Origin of the sequence: Brevibacterium casei CIP 102111 (assembly GCF_900169275.1) — a bacterium.
Classification (GTDB): Bacteria; Actinomycetota; Actinomycetes; order Actinomycetales; family Brevibacteriaceae; genus Brevibacterium; species Brevibacterium casei.
The window spans coordinates 371729-386236 of record NZ_FXZC01000004.1 but is presented as its reverse complement, the minus strand read 5'-3'; the positions used below and the strand labels follow the sequence as shown (position 1 = coordinate 386236).

At 70.3% G+C, this 14508-nt stretch carries 12 protein-coding genes; 5 read left to right on the top strand and 7 right to left on the bottom strand.

Annotated elements, in window-relative coordinates:
- Window positions 1–164 precede the first annotated feature (164 nt).
- A complete protein-coding gene (locus BC102111_RS11585) occupies window positions 165–1295 on the bottom strand; it encodes an alpha/beta hydrolase (protein WP_131248592.1) in 1131 nt (376 codons plus the stop codon).
- Window positions 1292–3061, bottom strand: coding sequence for a bifunctional 3-(3-hydroxy-phenyl)propionate/3-hydroxycinnamic acid hydroxylase MhpA (gene mhpA / locus BC102111_RS11580; RefSeq protein ID WP_082834973.1), 1770 nt, complete (start codon window positions 3059–3061; stop codon window positions 1292–1294). The genes BC102111_RS11585 and mhpA overlap by 4 nt, the downstream gene beginning before the upstream one ends.
- A 151-nt stretch (window positions 3062–3212) precedes the next feature.
- Here mhpA and BC102111_RS11575 point away from each other — a divergent pair, with 151 nt between their 5' ends.
- Window positions 3213–4154, top strand: a complete 942-nt coding sequence (locus BC102111_RS11575) for an AraC family transcriptional regulator (RefSeq protein WP_082834972.1) — start codon at window positions 3213–3215, stop codon at window positions 4152–4154.
- Between the two features lie 36 nt (window positions 4155–4190).
- Here BC102111_RS11575 and BC102111_RS11570 read toward each other — a convergent pair whose 3' ends face one another.
- Window positions 4191–5948, bottom strand: coding sequence for an FAD-binding protein (locus tag BC102111_RS11570; RefSeq protein ID WP_063250407.1), 1758 nt, complete (start codon window positions 5946–5948; stop codon window positions 4191–4193).
- 77 nt (window positions 5949–6025) lie between these two features.
- Between BC102111_RS11570 and BC102111_RS11565 the strand changes: the two genes are divergently transcribed.
- The 4 genes from BC102111_RS11565 to BC102111_RS11550 all read left to right on the top strand — a co-directional run bounded on the left by BC102111_RS11565 (window position 6026) and on the right by BC102111_RS11550 (window position 9760).
- Window positions 6026–7012, top strand: coding sequence for a LysR family transcriptional regulator (locus BC102111_RS11565; RefSeq protein ID WP_063250406.1), 987 nt, complete (start codon window positions 6026–6028; stop codon window positions 7010–7012).
- Between the two features lie 129 nt (window positions 7013–7141).
- Complete coding sequence (locus BC102111_RS11560; RefSeq protein ID WP_063250405.1) at window positions 7142–7678, top strand: hypothetical protein; 537 nt, start codon at window positions 7142–7144, stop codon at window positions 7676–7678.
- 70 nt (window positions 7679–7748) lie between these two features.
- Window positions 7749–9113, top strand: coding sequence for a sensor histidine kinase (locus BC102111_RS11555; protein WP_180960629.1), 1365 nt, complete (start codon window positions 7749–7751; stop codon window positions 9111–9113).
- Window positions 9110–9760 (top strand): response regulator, encoded by a 651-nt coding sequence (locus tag BC102111_RS11550; RefSeq protein WP_063250403.1) that lies wholly within the window; start codon window positions 9110–9112, stop codon window positions 9758–9760. Before BC102111_RS11555 ends, BC102111_RS11550 begins: the two co-directional genes overlap by 4 nt.
- A 30-nt stretch (window positions 9761–9790) precedes the next feature.
- Here the strand turns inward: BC102111_RS11550 and BC102111_RS11545 are convergent, their stop codons facing one another.
- From BC102111_RS11545 to BC102111_RS11530, 4 genes are read right to left on the bottom strand one after another with little or no spacing between them, the layout of a single operon-like run.
- Window positions 9791–10726, bottom strand: coding sequence for a galactosyltransferase-related protein (locus BC102111_RS11545; RefSeq protein ID WP_095375105.1), 936 nt, complete (start codon window positions 10724–10726; stop codon window positions 9791–9793).
- Window positions 10716–11816, bottom strand: a complete 1101-nt coding sequence (locus BC102111_RS11540) for a glycosyltransferase (RefSeq protein ID WP_063250401.1) — start codon at window positions 11814–11816, stop codon at window positions 10716–10718. Before BC102111_RS11540 ends, BC102111_RS11545 begins: the two co-directional genes overlap by 11 nt.
- Window positions 11813–13021 (bottom strand): glycosyltransferase, encoded by a 1209-nt coding sequence (locus BC102111_RS11535; protein ID WP_063250400.1) that lies wholly within the window; start codon window positions 13019–13021, stop codon window positions 11813–11815. The genes BC102111_RS11540 and BC102111_RS11535 overlap by 4 nt, the downstream gene beginning before the upstream one ends.
- Complete coding sequence (locus BC102111_RS11530) at window positions 13018–14283, bottom strand: glycosyltransferase (RefSeq protein ID WP_063250399.1); 1266 nt, start codon at window positions 14281–14283, stop codon at window positions 13018–13020. Before BC102111_RS11530 ends, BC102111_RS11535 begins: the two co-directional genes overlap by 4 nt.
- Window positions 14284–14508: the final 225 nt, after the last annotated feature.

The following is a 14508-nucleotide window of genomic DNA, read 5'->3' as shown; positions in this document are numbered from 1 at the left end:
TCCTAACGCACTTTTGACACCCCGCCGAGGCGGTCGCCCCCACAGCAGCCCATTCAGTGGTCACTCCCCCGAGGCGGTCGGATTCGGTGGTCACTCCCCCGAGGTCGGGGACGCGATTTCGGCCCGTTCGCCTCGGCGCAGTGACCACCGAATCGGGGCCAAGCTCACTCGTCACCGGAAACGGGCTGGACGAGGCGGTCGGCCAGCCAGTCGGCGACGACGTCGGTGCGTTCGTCGCTGTCGTTGTAGATCGTGTGATCGCCACCGGGCCACTCGACGAGCAGCGCATCGTCGCAGGCGTCGAGGAAAGGCGTCTGGTCATCCTTCTCGACAATGGGGTCAGCCCCGCCGTGGACGACGAGGAGAGACCCGGCGATCGTCTGCGACCTGGGGTCGACCGCGAGACGGGCGAAATTCGCCTCGAGGGCAGCTTCATCGTCGCTGCCGAGCATCGCCGCCGCCTGCTCCCGGAAGGTTCGGAACGGCAGGAGGCGCGGCATCGCAAATCCCCCGTTGACGACGGTCGCCGTGATTCGATGGTCGGCTGCTGCGGTGAGTGCGGCGAAGGTCCCGCCGAGGCTGTTGCCCCAGATCCCGATGGGTGCACCCGCGAGGTCGGGGTGGGTGTCGAGGACGTCGACGAAGCGGCTGAACGCGGCCGGGACATCGCCGTCGAGGTGGATGCCGGAGACGAGACGGCTCTCCCCCTGCCCCGGGCCCTCGGCCATGAGGGTGGCGATGCCGCGGGCGGCGAGCGCGTCGCTCATCCGGTAGTACGTCGCACCCCAGCCGCTCTGCCCGCCGAAGACGATGACGCTCGCCAGCGGGTCGACGGGCGTGCGCAGCCACCCGACGAGCGCCCCATCGCCGAAGCTCGCTTCGACGCGGCTGAGTCCCGATCCGGGGATCTCCGTGATCGCGGTGAGCGCGGCACGGGCCTGGGCATAGAGTCCGCGCTTGCGGCGGCCGTCGGGCACCGGCATCTGCGCGAAGAGGAAGTCCGCCGCGGCAGCCCGGTAGGCACGGATCGCGGTGAGGTCGTTCCCCCGTGCCGACGCTTCGCGACCTCGGTCGAGCTGCACCTCGCCGAGGTGCTCGAGAGTCTCGTCCCACCCGGCCCCCTCATCGGTGGCCGCCCGCAGTCGGAGGACATCGCCGTAGAGGACGCCGCCGTCGAGGAGTCTCTGGACCGGCATCGCCCTCCAGTGGGCGTCGAGCTCCGCGTGCGGATCGGTCTGCGCGTCAGGCTCGGCGACAACGTACGGCTTCCTGCCCTTCAACAGTTCTCCCGTCATGCCGACACCACTGTCGCCTCTGCCCCGGCGGTCTCAGAGTTCTGAGCACGTGGGGTTGGCACGCGCGGAGTCTGCGCACCCAGGGCCTGTTCACGCCAGGCCCGCGCGCCCCGCAGCTGACCGAGCAGTTCATCGACGAGGCCGGGCACCTCGGCCATCGACCCCGTGCCGAACACGACGAAGTCGGGCCGGGCGACATACGCCTCGGCGCCGATCGCGGCGAAATAGTCGCGGTACGTGCCGTTGTCATCGGTGACGGACCACGGATTTCCCGGCCGTGTCGAGACGATGTCCACGCCTACCTCGGCGAGGCGATCGAACTGCGCCTGCGACAGCACGGATGCGGGATCACCCGAGGTGACAAGGTTGATCCGGTTGCCGATGATGTCGTCGAAGAGCCCTGTCCGCCGGTCCTTCGTGATGACTCCCTGAGGGGAAAGCGTGCCGGCGAACGGCTGCTCACCGGGCGCGAGATACCCGGCGTCGATCGTCGGGAACGGCGGCGGTGGGGGCGCGGTTCCAGTGCGGAACGCCTCGTCGCGGGCCTTCGCCGCATCGACGTCGCGGAGGTTGGCGATCTCACCGAGGGCGACACTGGTGGCCTGGATGACGGCGACGTGGGGGCGGCGTTCGGCTTCGTACGTGTCAAGGAAGGCGTCGTCGGCGAAACCGCGGAGGACAAGGTCGAGCTTCCACGCGAGGGTGAGTCCGTCGCGCATGCCCGAGCACGCGCCCTGCCCCATGTAGGGCGGCATGGTGTGGGCGGCGTCGCCGATGAGGAACGCCCGCCCCTCGCGCCACCGCTGCGCGGTCCGGGCGGAGAAGACGTAGACGATCTGGCGGAGGATGCGCACGTCGTCGGGACCGAGGCCGTGACGCTCGCGGAACCACCGCCACGCGTACTCCTCCGTCGCCGCCTCCTCCAGGCTCTCACCTGGGAGGACGGCGACCTCGAAGCGGTGGCGACGAGCCCCGATGGGCATGAACATGTTCGGCCGGACTGGGTCGCAGAACTGGGTGCTCACGGCGAAGCGCTCGGGCAGCTCGCGCAGCTTCTCCGTGTCGAGGTTGAGCCACACATCGTTCGATTCGAGGTCGTCGCGCTCGATGCCGAGGCTCGTGCGCACGAAGCTGTTGGCGCCGTCAGCGCCGACGATGTACCTCGCCGTGACGGTGCGGTCATCCGGGTGCGTGCCATCGGATCCGTCTCCGGGCTGACCGGTCTGTCCCTGTCGGTCCTTCGACCACGGACGGATGCGCAGGGTCACTTCGTCCGAGTCCTGGCTCAGGTGCACCGCCTGCCAGCCCTGGAGGACGTCGACGGTGTCCTGGCCACGGATGTCGGCGTCGATCGCATCCTCGATGTCGGGCTGGTACATCGTGTAGTGCGCCGCGTAGCCCGAGGACTCCCCCGACCAGTCGACCGTGAGCAGCGTCTCGCCTTCCCCGTTGCGCCAGATGTACTCGCTCGCCGGTTCGCTGCCCTGGAGGGCCCGATCGACGTCGCCGACGTTCTGGATGATGCGGGCGACTTCGCCGTCGATATGAGTGAGCCGGGGCAGGCCGTAGAGGGACGCCCACCGTTCGACGGCGAGGACGCGGTGGCCGCGTCGGCCCAGCGCCGAGGCGAGGACGAGCCCCGATGGTCCGTATCCGACGACGATGACGTCGTAGGTGTCGGATGAGGCAAGGTCGCCGCATGGGCGGGGGATGCTCTCTGCGGGGAGGGAACTGCGTTCCGTGGGGTCAGGGGTGGCGGCGATCATGGGCACTCCTTCGTGACTGAGATCGAGATCGGTCCCATCACGGTAGGAGGCAGACCCGCGCGCGGCGACGCGATTCGCGACACGAGCATCCGATAAGCGACATGACTTCTTGCCCGTTCCGCAGTCCGCGGTCGGCGGCTATCGTGGGGGCATGACCGGGGTGATGAGGCCAGGAAGCGTCGACGAGTTCGAACGCTTCGTCGGTCGATCGCTCAGCCCACACCGGCTGTTCGAGATCGACCATCGATGCTTCGTGCCCGATGTCTGGTCGATGCGTCTCGGACGACTCAGCCTCGTCCAGTTCTCCCTGGGCACCGACGCGGAGGTCGACATCCCCGAACACGCCGACTACATCGACGTCGTCGTCGCTCGCCGAGGCGGGGCCGAGATCGCGATCGGAGCGGAGACCGTCCCGGTCACCGCTTCCGGCACGGCCGCGATCCTCGTTCCGCAGGCCAGAGTCCGCATGGCCCTGCAGCCCGACTACGACCAGATCCACCTGCGCATAGACGAGTCGGTGCTCCGGGCCCACAGCGAGACCCTGCGACCAGCGGCTGGTCGCTCTCCGATGCGCTTCCGCTCCCACGCCCTGCCGCTGAGTGCAGGGTTCGGCACGTGGCTCGGGGTGCTCGAGGGCCTCGTCGCCGACGGCCGTGCCGGTCAGGCCGTGGCTCCGCTGCTCACGCCTACGATCGAGGATCTTCTCCTCACCCAGCTCGTCGTCGGCCACCCGGACCTTGCCGGAGAGTCCACGAAGGAATCGGACTGGTCGACGACGCCGAAGCGGGTGCGCAGGGCGCTCGACTTCATCGCCGACCACCTCGGCGAACCAGTGACGGTGACCGAGATCGCCGAGGCGGCGGGACTGAGCGTGCGCACCCTCCAACGCGCGTTCCGAGAGGAGCTGGGCACCTCACCCGTCGAGCACCTGCAGCGTCAGCGACTCCACGCGGCCCGATCCGACATCCTCAGCGGAGACGAGACGATGAGCGACATCGCCTTCCGGTGGGGCTTCTCTCACCCGTCACGGTTCGCCGCTGCCTACCGCCGTCTCTTCGGTGAGCTGCCCTCACAGACGCGCGCGCAACGCTAGGGCGCCCGGACGACAGAACGCCCGGACGCGTCCGCCTCACTCGACGAGTTTGCCCTCGACGCTGATCTCCCCGGAGTGCATGAGCGCTGCGACCTCGGGGTCGACGGCCGGGATCGTCTCGCGGACGACTCCGGTCGCAGGCGACCACACGAGGTTGACGGTGAGCTCAGGGTCGAGCTCGGGGTAGTCGCTGCGGTTGTGGCAGCCGCGGGTCTCCCGCCGCTCGAGCGCGGACTCAAGGGTCGCGCGGGCCGCGAGCACCGAGGATCTGAGGTCGAAGGCGTGCGCGAGATCGGAGTAGCCGGCGATGTCGGGGTGGATGCCGACGTCTGCCATCCGCGCTTCGATCGCCGCGAGCTTCTCGAGTCCCGCGAGCAGTCCGGCCTCGTCGCGGACGACGCCGGCGTGCTCGGTCATGAGGTTGCGGACCTCGCGCTGCAGGGCCCGGACGTTCTCCGCCCCATCGGAGGCGAGCAGGTCATCGATCTCGGCCCGCGCCTCGGCGAGGGACTCCTGCGAGCGCACCTGAGCCTCGAGCTCATCGGAGTAGGCGATCGCCGACTGTCCGACGATCCGGCCGAAGACGAGGAGTTCGATGAGGGAATTGCCGCCGAGGCGGTTGGCCCCGTGGAGGCCGGACGAGGCCTCGCCGATCGCCCACAGTCCCTCGACGTCGGTGCTGTGGTCGACGGGATCGACCCACACTCCGCCCATCGAATAGTGCGCGGTCGGAGCGATCTCGATCGGGTCCTTCGTGATGTCGAGCATCTGAGTCTCCATGAGCGTCTGGTAGACGCGCGGGAGCCGGGACATGATCGTCTCGCGCGGCAGGTGGGAGACGTCGAGCCAGACGCCGCCGTTCTCCGTGCCCCGGCCCTCGGCGATCTCCGTGTACGCGGCGAGCGCGACCCGGTCGCGGGTGGACAGTTCCATCCGCTCGGGATCGTAGCGCTCCATGAACCGCTCGCCGAGGGCGTTGCGGAGGATGCCGCCCTCACCGCGGGCGGCTTCGGAGACGAGCGTGCCCGCTGCGTTCTCGGGTTCGAGGATGCCCGAGGGGTGGAACTGGACGAGTTCGGCGTCGCGGAGCCGGCCGCCGGCTTCGACGGCGAGGCGGAAGGAATCGCCCGTGTTCTCATCGCGGCGTGAGGACGTGCGGCGCCAGATCCGGTTGTGACCGCCGGCGGCGAGGATGACGGCGTCGGCGTGGATGCGATAGCGGGTGCCGTCGACGAGGTCGAAGCCGTAGGCGCCGAAGATCCGGCCGTCGGCGGTGAGCAGCTTGGTGATGTAGACGGTGTCGAGGATCGGGATGTCGAGCTCGGCGGAGCGGTGGATGAGGGCGCGCTGGATCTCCAGGCCCGTGTAGTCGCCGGCGAAGGCGGTCCGCCGCCATGTGTGAGCGCCGAAGAAGCGCTGCGAAATCCGGCCGTCGTCCTCCTTCGCGAAGTCCATCCCGTAGCGCTCGAGGTCGGCGATGCCCTGCTCGGCACCCTGGGTGACGATCTCGACGGTGCGCGGGTTGGCGAGGTCGTAGGATTCCTTGATCGTGTCCGCGGCGTGCTGCTGCCACGAGTCCTCGGGGTCCATCGTCGCGAGAGCGGCGTTGATGCCGCCGGCGGCGAGGGAGGTGTGGGCGTCGTCCTTCGAACGCTTGCCCACGGCGATGACGTCGACGCCGGATTCGGCGACCTCGATGGCCGCCCGGAGACCGGAGCCGCCGGTGCCGATGACGAGGACGGAGGTCGAGAGAGCGTGTTCTCTGATGCGGGCGTTGCCCTGTGTTCTGCTCATGCCTTCCACGTTAGGATCGCCTACACGATACGTCCAATGCATTGTTCGACTCAACACGATAGCAATAGACTATTGCCATGAATCTCGAACAGCTCGCGAGCTTCGTCGAGGTCGCCGACACCGGGCACTTCACGAAGGCCGCCGCGACCCTCCATCTCGCGCAGCCCTCCCTGTCCCGGCAGATCTCGACCCTGGAGAAGGAGCTCGGGGCCGAGCTCTTCCATCGCGCCCGCGGCCACATCACCCTCACCGCGGCCGGTGAGGCGCTGCTGCCGACCGCGCGGAGGATGCTCGCCGACGCCGAGGCGATCCGCCTCGACATGGACGAACTCGCCGGTCTGCGGCAGGGTCGAGTCCGTCTCGGGGCGACTCCGACCCTGTGCGTGAGCCTCGTCGCCGAGGCGCTCAGCCGCTTCCACGCCGAGCATCCCGGAATCGAACTCGAGGTCATGGAGAAGGGCTCGCGCGAACTCGTCGAGGCCCTCGGTGCCGGGCAGCTCGACCTCGCGCTCATCACCCGGACCTTCGACCTCGGGGCGATCGCCCCGCGCCTGCACATGCAAGAGGTGCTGCGCGAAGACCTCGTCGTCATCGCAGCCGCCGACGCACCGGAGGCGGCCGACGCACCCGGAACCGCGGATACGGGCTCGGCATCCGCGCCGGCCCTCGGGGACACGATCACCCTCGCCGAGGTGGCCCGCCGCCCCCAGGTCGTCTTCCACCACGGCTACGACCTCCGGGAAGCCACCTCGGCGGCGTTCGAGGCGGCGGGACTCACCCCCGACGTCGTCGTCGCAGGGGTCGAGATGGATGCGGCGATCCGCTTCGTCGAACGCGGACTCGGGATCGCCATCGTCCCCGCGATGGTCCTCGTCGACCGGCCGCGGCTGCGCTCGGTCCGCCTCGTCGACCCCGGCCTCTCGCGCGCCGTCAGCCTCGCCCAGCGCGCGGACGTACGGCCGACCACGGCCGCCTCGGCGATGGAGAGGACGGTGCTGAGCACGGCCCGGGCACTCGCCTCGGCGGAGTCGGAGCTCTCCCGGTACGTACGGCTCGAGGGATAGGGCGACGGGGTCGGGTGAGCGGTCTCCACCCGGATCTCCACCCGCGGGTGGTTCGCGTCGGCTCGACCTCGACGAAGGATGGGGGCAGCGGATCGCACCCGGCGATCCCCCTCACTCTGGAGACCAACCGTGACTCTCGATGCCCCGTGGATCCCGATCGCCAACGTGCTGCTCGCCCTCGTCGTCCTCGCACTCATCCTCTACCGTCAGCTCAGTTGGCGGCGCCTGTCCCGGATGGTGCGCGTCGCCGTCATCGTCATCGTCCTCGGCACGATGACCCTGCCCCTCCAGCTCGGAGACGCCGACCTCACCTGGGCATCGGCCGTGACCGCCATCGTCCTCATCGTCGCCGTCTCGCTCGCCGGCGGATGGGTGATGGGCCGGTTCGCGGAGGTCTCGACCGGCCCGGACGGTGAAGTCCGCATGCGCGGGGGATGGCTCGGTGTCGCCCTCTGGCTCGGCTTCATCGCCGTGCGCATCGGCATGGATCTCGGGCTGGCGGCCGTGATCTCCCCGGAGATGGCCACCGCCACCGGACTGCTCCTCATCTCGATCGGCCTCGCCCGGCTGACGAGCACCCGCATCGCCGCCCGGTGGGCCGCTCACCAACTGAGCGGCGGAGTCGATGCCGGGGCGCCGGTCCGCCGCGACCCTCCTCGCCCGTGAGCCGACCAAGGTCCGGACCGCATTCGCGTACGCCGTCTCGCCCGTTCGGTGGTGGGGTAGGATCGCGGCCATGAGGCCGGATCCGTCCCGCCGCACCGACGAACGCGGGAATCTGAGCAGTCGATGGCGACCCGCGGATGTCCTCACCCTCATCCTCGGCGTCGTCTTCGGCGGGTTCTTCACACTCTTCGCATGGGAGGTGTCCGTACCCGAACTGCGAGCAGTGGCGCTGGCGGCAGTGGCGCTCTGGGTCGCGGAGATGATGCTCGGGGCGACGACGAACGACTACCGCCGGGCCTCACCCGGACAGCACGCGGTGGGCACGGTGCTGCTCGTCGTCTCCCAGATCATCGCGTGCGCCCTCGCCTTCGCCCCGGGGTCGACGATGATCCCGCTCGCCGTCGCCGGCCTCGCCCGACTGGTCCGCCGCTCCGACCGCTCGGTCCTCGTCGTCACGCTCACCATCGTCGCCGATGCCTGCGCCCTTCTCGCAGCGGCGATCGCCGTCGGCGCCCCGACCGAACTCCTCATCATCTACCTGCTCGTCGGCGCCGGCGTGGGACTGCTCACCCGACTCCGGGCCGGCCGCCTCCTCGCCGAGACCCAGGAACGCGCGCTCCTCGAAGAGCAGCTGATCTCCCAGCGCGAGCGGGCGACGACCGCGGCGCTCGCCGAACGTGCCCGCATCGCCCGCGACCTCCACGACGTGCTCGCGCACTCCCTGGGGGCGCTGACGCTCCAGCTCGACGCGGCCGCCGCGCTCGCCCAGGCCCGCCGCTGGGAGGGACTCGACGCCCGCATCGACCGGGCGCGAGGGCTCGCCGCCGACGGTCTCGCCGAATCCCGCCGGGCGGTGGCAGCCCTGAGGGAGCAGCCGCGCCAGGACCTGCTCGACGGCGTCGCCGAGCTGCTGCGCGCTCATCGTGACAGCGGCGCCGACGTGCTCACGATCCTTCCGAACCGACCGCAGGCGGTGCTCGCCCGGCTCAGCCCGGAAGGGGTCGAGGCCCTGCTCCGCGCCGTCCAGGAGATGCTCACCAATGTCCGCCGCCATGCGCCCGGGCAGGCGGTGACCCTCGAGATGAGGTTCGCGGACGCCTCTCTCGATTCGGGCGCGGGCCACGGACCCGGCCCTGCCGGCGCCGAGGTGCCTCCCGTTCCCATCGTGCGCATCAGCGCCCGCAACCTCGTCGGGGACACTTCGGAGATGCGTGAGGCGATGTCACGCTCCTCCACTCCCGCGGCGGGAACAGGCACCGGCGGGTTCGGACTGCTCGGCATGCGCGAACGCTGCGAGGCTCTCGGCGGCGGCGCGGAGGGGCGCCTCGTCGGCGGGCGAACCTTCGTCGCCGAGGCATGGGTGCCGGTGGTGCCCCCGACCGATGCGGATCACTCCACGACCTCACCCGTCACACCATCGAGGGCCGACCGATGAGCATCACGGTGCTCGTCGCCGACGACCAGGCCCTCGTCCGCGACGGCATCGTCGTCGTCCTCTCCCTCACCGACGGCATCGAGGTCATCGGCGAAGCCCGCAACGGAACCGAGGCCATCGCCCTCGCCGCGGAACTCGAGCCGGACGTCGTCCTCATGGACCTGCGCATGCCCGGCCTCAGCGGGGCCGAGGCGACCGCACAGTTGACGCAGAGCCGTCCCGACATCCGAGTCCTCGTGCTCACAACCTTCGCCGACGACGCGAGCATCGACTCGGCGCTGCGGGCCGGTGCCGCAGGCTATCTGACGAAGGACGCCGGTCGTGAGGAGATGGTCGCCGCCATCCGTGCGACGGCCGTGGGCGGCACTCCGTTGGACACCCGCATCGCCGGACGGGTCGTCGCCGGCCTCCCGGAGGCGCGCCCGGCCTCGGTGCGCGACCGGTTCCCCGAGCTCACCGCGAGGGAGGCCGAGGTCCTCAACCTCATGGCCGAAGGCGCATCGAACCCCGAGATCGCCGAGCGCCTCTTCCTCGGCGTCTCGACTGTGAAGTCCCACATCAACGCCCTCTTCGCGAAGCTCGGGGTGAGCCGGCGACAGGACGCGATCGCCCTCGCCCACGGGGAGGATCGCCCGCCCGAGAGCTGATCGAGGTCGAGGCCCTGCGATGGAGTGTGCTCAGCCCTCTGCCGTCAGACGCCATCCGGAACGGGCATCGAAGGTGACGAGGCCGAGGTCGCGGAAGGCGTGCAGCCACCCCTCCATCGGCCATATCCTCCACCGGTCGAAGAAGATCCGCGCATTGGCGACGATGTCGGCGACGTGTTCGACGGGTGGGGAGCTCACCGGGTGGTACCGGTGGAAGGCGTGCGCGCCGCCGACCCAGCGCAGTCCCACCCCGGCCCTCCTGGCAGCGAACGCGAAGTCGGTGTCCTCGCCCCCGTATCCGGCGTAGGTCTCGTCGAATCCGCCGATCCGGGCGAAGACCTCGGGACGGCACGCGAACGACAGCGACCAGAAGAGGGCGAACGGATCGGGAGCGCCCGGTCCGTCTGCCGTCGCGTCCGGGTCGACGTCGACGACCTCGCCATCGTTCGGATCGGGTCGAGCGGGGTGAGGGTGTGGGATGACCGGCGCCGAGGCGGCCAGCCCTTCCGTCTCCTCCTCCGTGAGGTAGGTGACCGGCCCGAGGAGGAGCCGACGGGTCGCAGTGCCGTCGCGCCCGGCCGCAGCGCGCTCGACAGTCCCGGCAGCTTCCTCGTAGCGTTCGAGGAGGCGCTCTGCCGGCAGGCAGTCGGCGTCGAGGAAGACGAGCAGCGTGGCGCCGAGCTCGACTGCGGCGGCGGCTCCGGCGTTCCGTGCCGCTCCGAGTCTGACCTTCCCGCCCGTCGCGTCGGCGGCGGTGGTGTCGATCGTCGCCGGCAGCGCGCCTGCATGATCGGCGAGGACGGATTCCGCGGAGGCTCCGGGGGAGAGCAGGCACACGACATGGCGGAGACTGCCGTCGTCGATGCGGTCGGGGTGGAGGCGCCGGAGTTCCGCGTGCTGACTCCGGATCCGGTCGAAGCGGTCGGGTGAGGCGAGGCTGATGACCACGGTCCGCTCAGACGACATGGGTCAGACCTCCGGAACTCGCGCACACCCGATGGATGACGTCGGCGGCCCGGCCGGGTGCCCCCTCGGTCTGCCAGGCCTCCCATGGGAAGTCACACCGGGAGACGGCGTCGACCTCCGCGTCGAAAGGCTCCCCGATCTCGAGTCGGTCGCGCACGGGGAACCCGAGCGCCTGCAGGAGGAGGCCGTTGGCGACCTGCTCGTCGAAGGGCCTGGTCTGAGGGACGAAGATCGCGGGGCTGCGCGCGGCCATGATGTCAGCGATCGCACCGAGACCGGCATTGCTGAGCACGAGCGCCGAGGACCTCAGCGCGGCATGGACGTCAGAGGTCCACGACTGCACATCGAGTCCGATCGCGCTCCAGTCATGGCGACTCCTCTCCCGCAGCCGCTCGAACGTCGAGGCTCCGAGGCTCGTTCCGCCGCGCGATCCGAGGAGGAGGAAGCGTCGACCTTCACCCGCCTCGGCGCTGCCATCGGTCGGAGTGGTGCTGTCATCGGTCGGAGCGGTGCTGCCGCCGGCCGCTTCGGTGCTGTCGTCGGTGGGCGCGGATGCGGAGATCCCGCCGACGAACGTCGTCTTCGCCGCATGCCTGACCGTGTGCGGCAGAGCCCGGGCATAGACCGCGTCATCGGCGGCCTGCGGTGCCGGCAGGGGGACGAGGAGTGCGTCGGCGAGCGCGTAGGCCTGCCGGTGCGCGGCGTCGGTGCGCTCTCCAGCCTGCGCGATGACCGTCACCGGCACGCCGAGGAGACGGGAGAGGAGGACGACCTCAGCCGAGACGTCGACGACCATGCCCGAGAGACGCGGTGCCGCCTCGGCGATCCTGACCATCCTTCGCCGGTGACCGGGAGCGTTCGTCGGCACCCAATGGAGGTGCCCACCGGCGGTCGGGTCGGCGGGCTCCCCGTGCGGGGGCGTGTCCGCCTCGAGCTCGATCCACTCCACGTCACTCGTGCGCGAGCGCGGCAGCCGCTGCGGCCGGGGCAGGCTCGAGAAGACGACGACGTCGTCGTCGAGGTGGGGGACGACCGCGGTCATCCGCCGCAGATGCCCGTGCCCGTGGTGGTGGACGTACCAGCCGATCACCCGGCGCCTCCGGTCCGCGCCAGCCGGGAGGCGCCGAGGCGGGAGCCCTCGCGATCGGGCCCGACGGTTCCGAGGTCAGGGGTGCGCGCGGCCACGGCGGCGGTGAACCGGTCGAGGAGGACCTCGGCGCACGCCCCGACGCTGAACCGGGACACGGCGTGGTCTCGGATCCTCGCGCGAGCGGTGCCGACCGCGCCGGAACTGCTCGCGGTGAGCACACGGCGGGTCGCCTCGGCGAGGTCGTCGAGGACCTCGTCGTCGGCGCGGGCCGCGGGGACGAGGGTGACGCCGTCGACGTCGGAGTAGAGGTCGGCGAAGGCACCACGCTCGAGTGCGACGACGGGGGTGCCGCAGAACAGGGATTCGATGACGACCTGGCCGAACGGCTCGTTCCACATCGGGGTGACGACGGTGGCAGCGGAGGCGCCGACGACCTCGGCGGTCTCCCGCTGGCTGAGGCACCCGAGGTAGTCGACGAGTCCATGGGAGCGCGCGATCGCGGGGGCGACGTAGGCGTCGAAGTAGTCGGGGTCGCCGATCGGACCGATGATCCGCAGCGGCACCCCGATGCGGGTGGCGACGTCGACAGCGAGGTGCGGGTACTTCTCGGGCACGATCCGCCCGAACCAGCACAGGCCGGGACCGCCCGCGCCCAGCGGCCAGACGGTCGCGTCCGCACCGTTGGTGACGACGTCGGTGGCGACTCCGGCGTTCGCCCACGAGGACTGGGCGTACCGGGAGACGGTGAAGACCCGCTCCGCTCCGGCGGAGTCGATGACGTCGACGAGGTCCATCCGCGGCGGGGTGTGGAGGGTTGTGAACAGCGGCACCGGGATCTCGGCCGCTCGGGTGAGGGGGACGGTGCTCACGGCGTGGTTGTGGACGACGTCGAACCCTCGCCCTTCGACCGCGAGGTGGTCCATGACGGTGTGGAGGCACGCGGCCTGGTGAGCGGCGACCTCGTCGGGCAGGTGCGCATCCGATCGGGGAGCGCTCAGCGGCCATGGCAGCTCGGGGTAGACGAGGGCCGGCGGCGAGTTCTCGAGGAAGTCGGAGCCCTCCTTCGCTGCGAGGGTGACGTCGTGGCCGCGCCGCCGCAGCTCCCGCACGAGGTTCCACTCGTGCGTCTCGAGCCCGCCGCGCAGCGGTTCGCGCAACGGGTAGCGGTAGTCGGCGATGACGAGGATGCGCAGCGGCCGGTTCACCGGGCACCTGCCGTGTCAGCGGGTGAGGGCGTTGCCGGTGTCGTTGCAGTTGCCGCAGTGGCTGGCGGTGTCGCAGTTGGCGGCGTCACTGCCGGAGCCGCGGCTGGCGTCTTCGCCCGTCTCGCCGCGACCGACCGGTAGAGCCGTGTGTGCGCGTCACGGACCTCGGCGAGCAGGCGGAGTCCGTCCTCACGGGAGCGGGGTGGCAGCGGCGGCGCCTCGGCGATCGCGTGCAGGCCAGCGCGCAGCGAGTCGGCATCATGGAAGTCCACGCCGAGGTTCGTCCCGGGCCGCTGATCGGCGAGATGGCCGACCTCGGCGTAGAGGACCCGCGTGCCGAGGTCGTTGGCCAGATCGAGCAGCCCTGAGTGAGTTCCGTGCCGGTAGGGCAGGACGAGGACATCGAGACGGGCGAGCCAGTCCTCGAGTTCGCGATCCGACATCGACGCCCAGACCTCGACGTCGGCGGATTCGGACCGGTCGAGCAGGCGCTTGAGCTCGGCGACCTCGGATTCCCGACCGGCGCGCACGGTCGGTCGCCGGATCACGGTGAGCCGCCAGTCATCATTGCGGAGAGGATCGGTCCCGAGGGCCCGGGCGAGGGCGGCGATCGCCGCGAGATCAAGCGACGGGCGGGCATCCTTGAGGAGGATTCCGGCAGTGTACGGTCGCCGCGCGGTGAACGGTCGCCGTGCGGCGAACGGTTGCCGCGCCGCGACGGGCGCGCCGGGCGACGACGGACGGTTCGCGACGGGCGCGCCGGGCGGTTGAGTGCTCGCCACCACAGCCTCGGCGACGTCGGAGCCCAGCGGCGGGTGCGGCACAACGGACACCTCGCGTGACCACCGCCGGATGATCTCCGCACGTGCGCCCTCGGTGAGGGTGATGACACGGACGGCATGCCGGAGGAGGACCTCGAGTCGGCGAGCGAAGTCGTCCTGGGCATGCTCGGGCAGCTGCGGATTCTCGAGGTCGTGGACCGTGAGGACGAGCGGCAGTCCGAGCCTGTCGAGGGCTGCGACGAATCGCTCGAGTGCGGACAGAGGAACGAGTTCGAAGCCGAAGTGAACGTGGACGAGATCGGCGTCCGCTGCCTGGTCCTCGTCCCACGCCTCGATGAGGAACTGTTCGACGACGGCGTCGGCACCGGAGGATCCGTCACCCGGCGCGGGCAGGATCTCGACCGCCGTCGGGTCCGTGATCGCGAGAACGTAGGGGTGATCGGCGGGAAGGGAGATCGCTCTGATCCTCTCCGCTGTCACCCTGTCACCTCCGTCGAATCGTCATGGTCGGAACGCTGAGAACGGCCGGTCCCGTCTCCTCGGCGCTCACAGTCTTCTCAGTGCTCAGGCCGTCGTCCCCGCATGCAGAAGCGGCAATGCACGTACTTGCGGCAGCGCACGGACGAGCAGCAACACACCCTGCCGATCGAACATTACCTTACGATGTAAACAAGTGATAGGGGCTATTTGATCGGATGCCGTCAT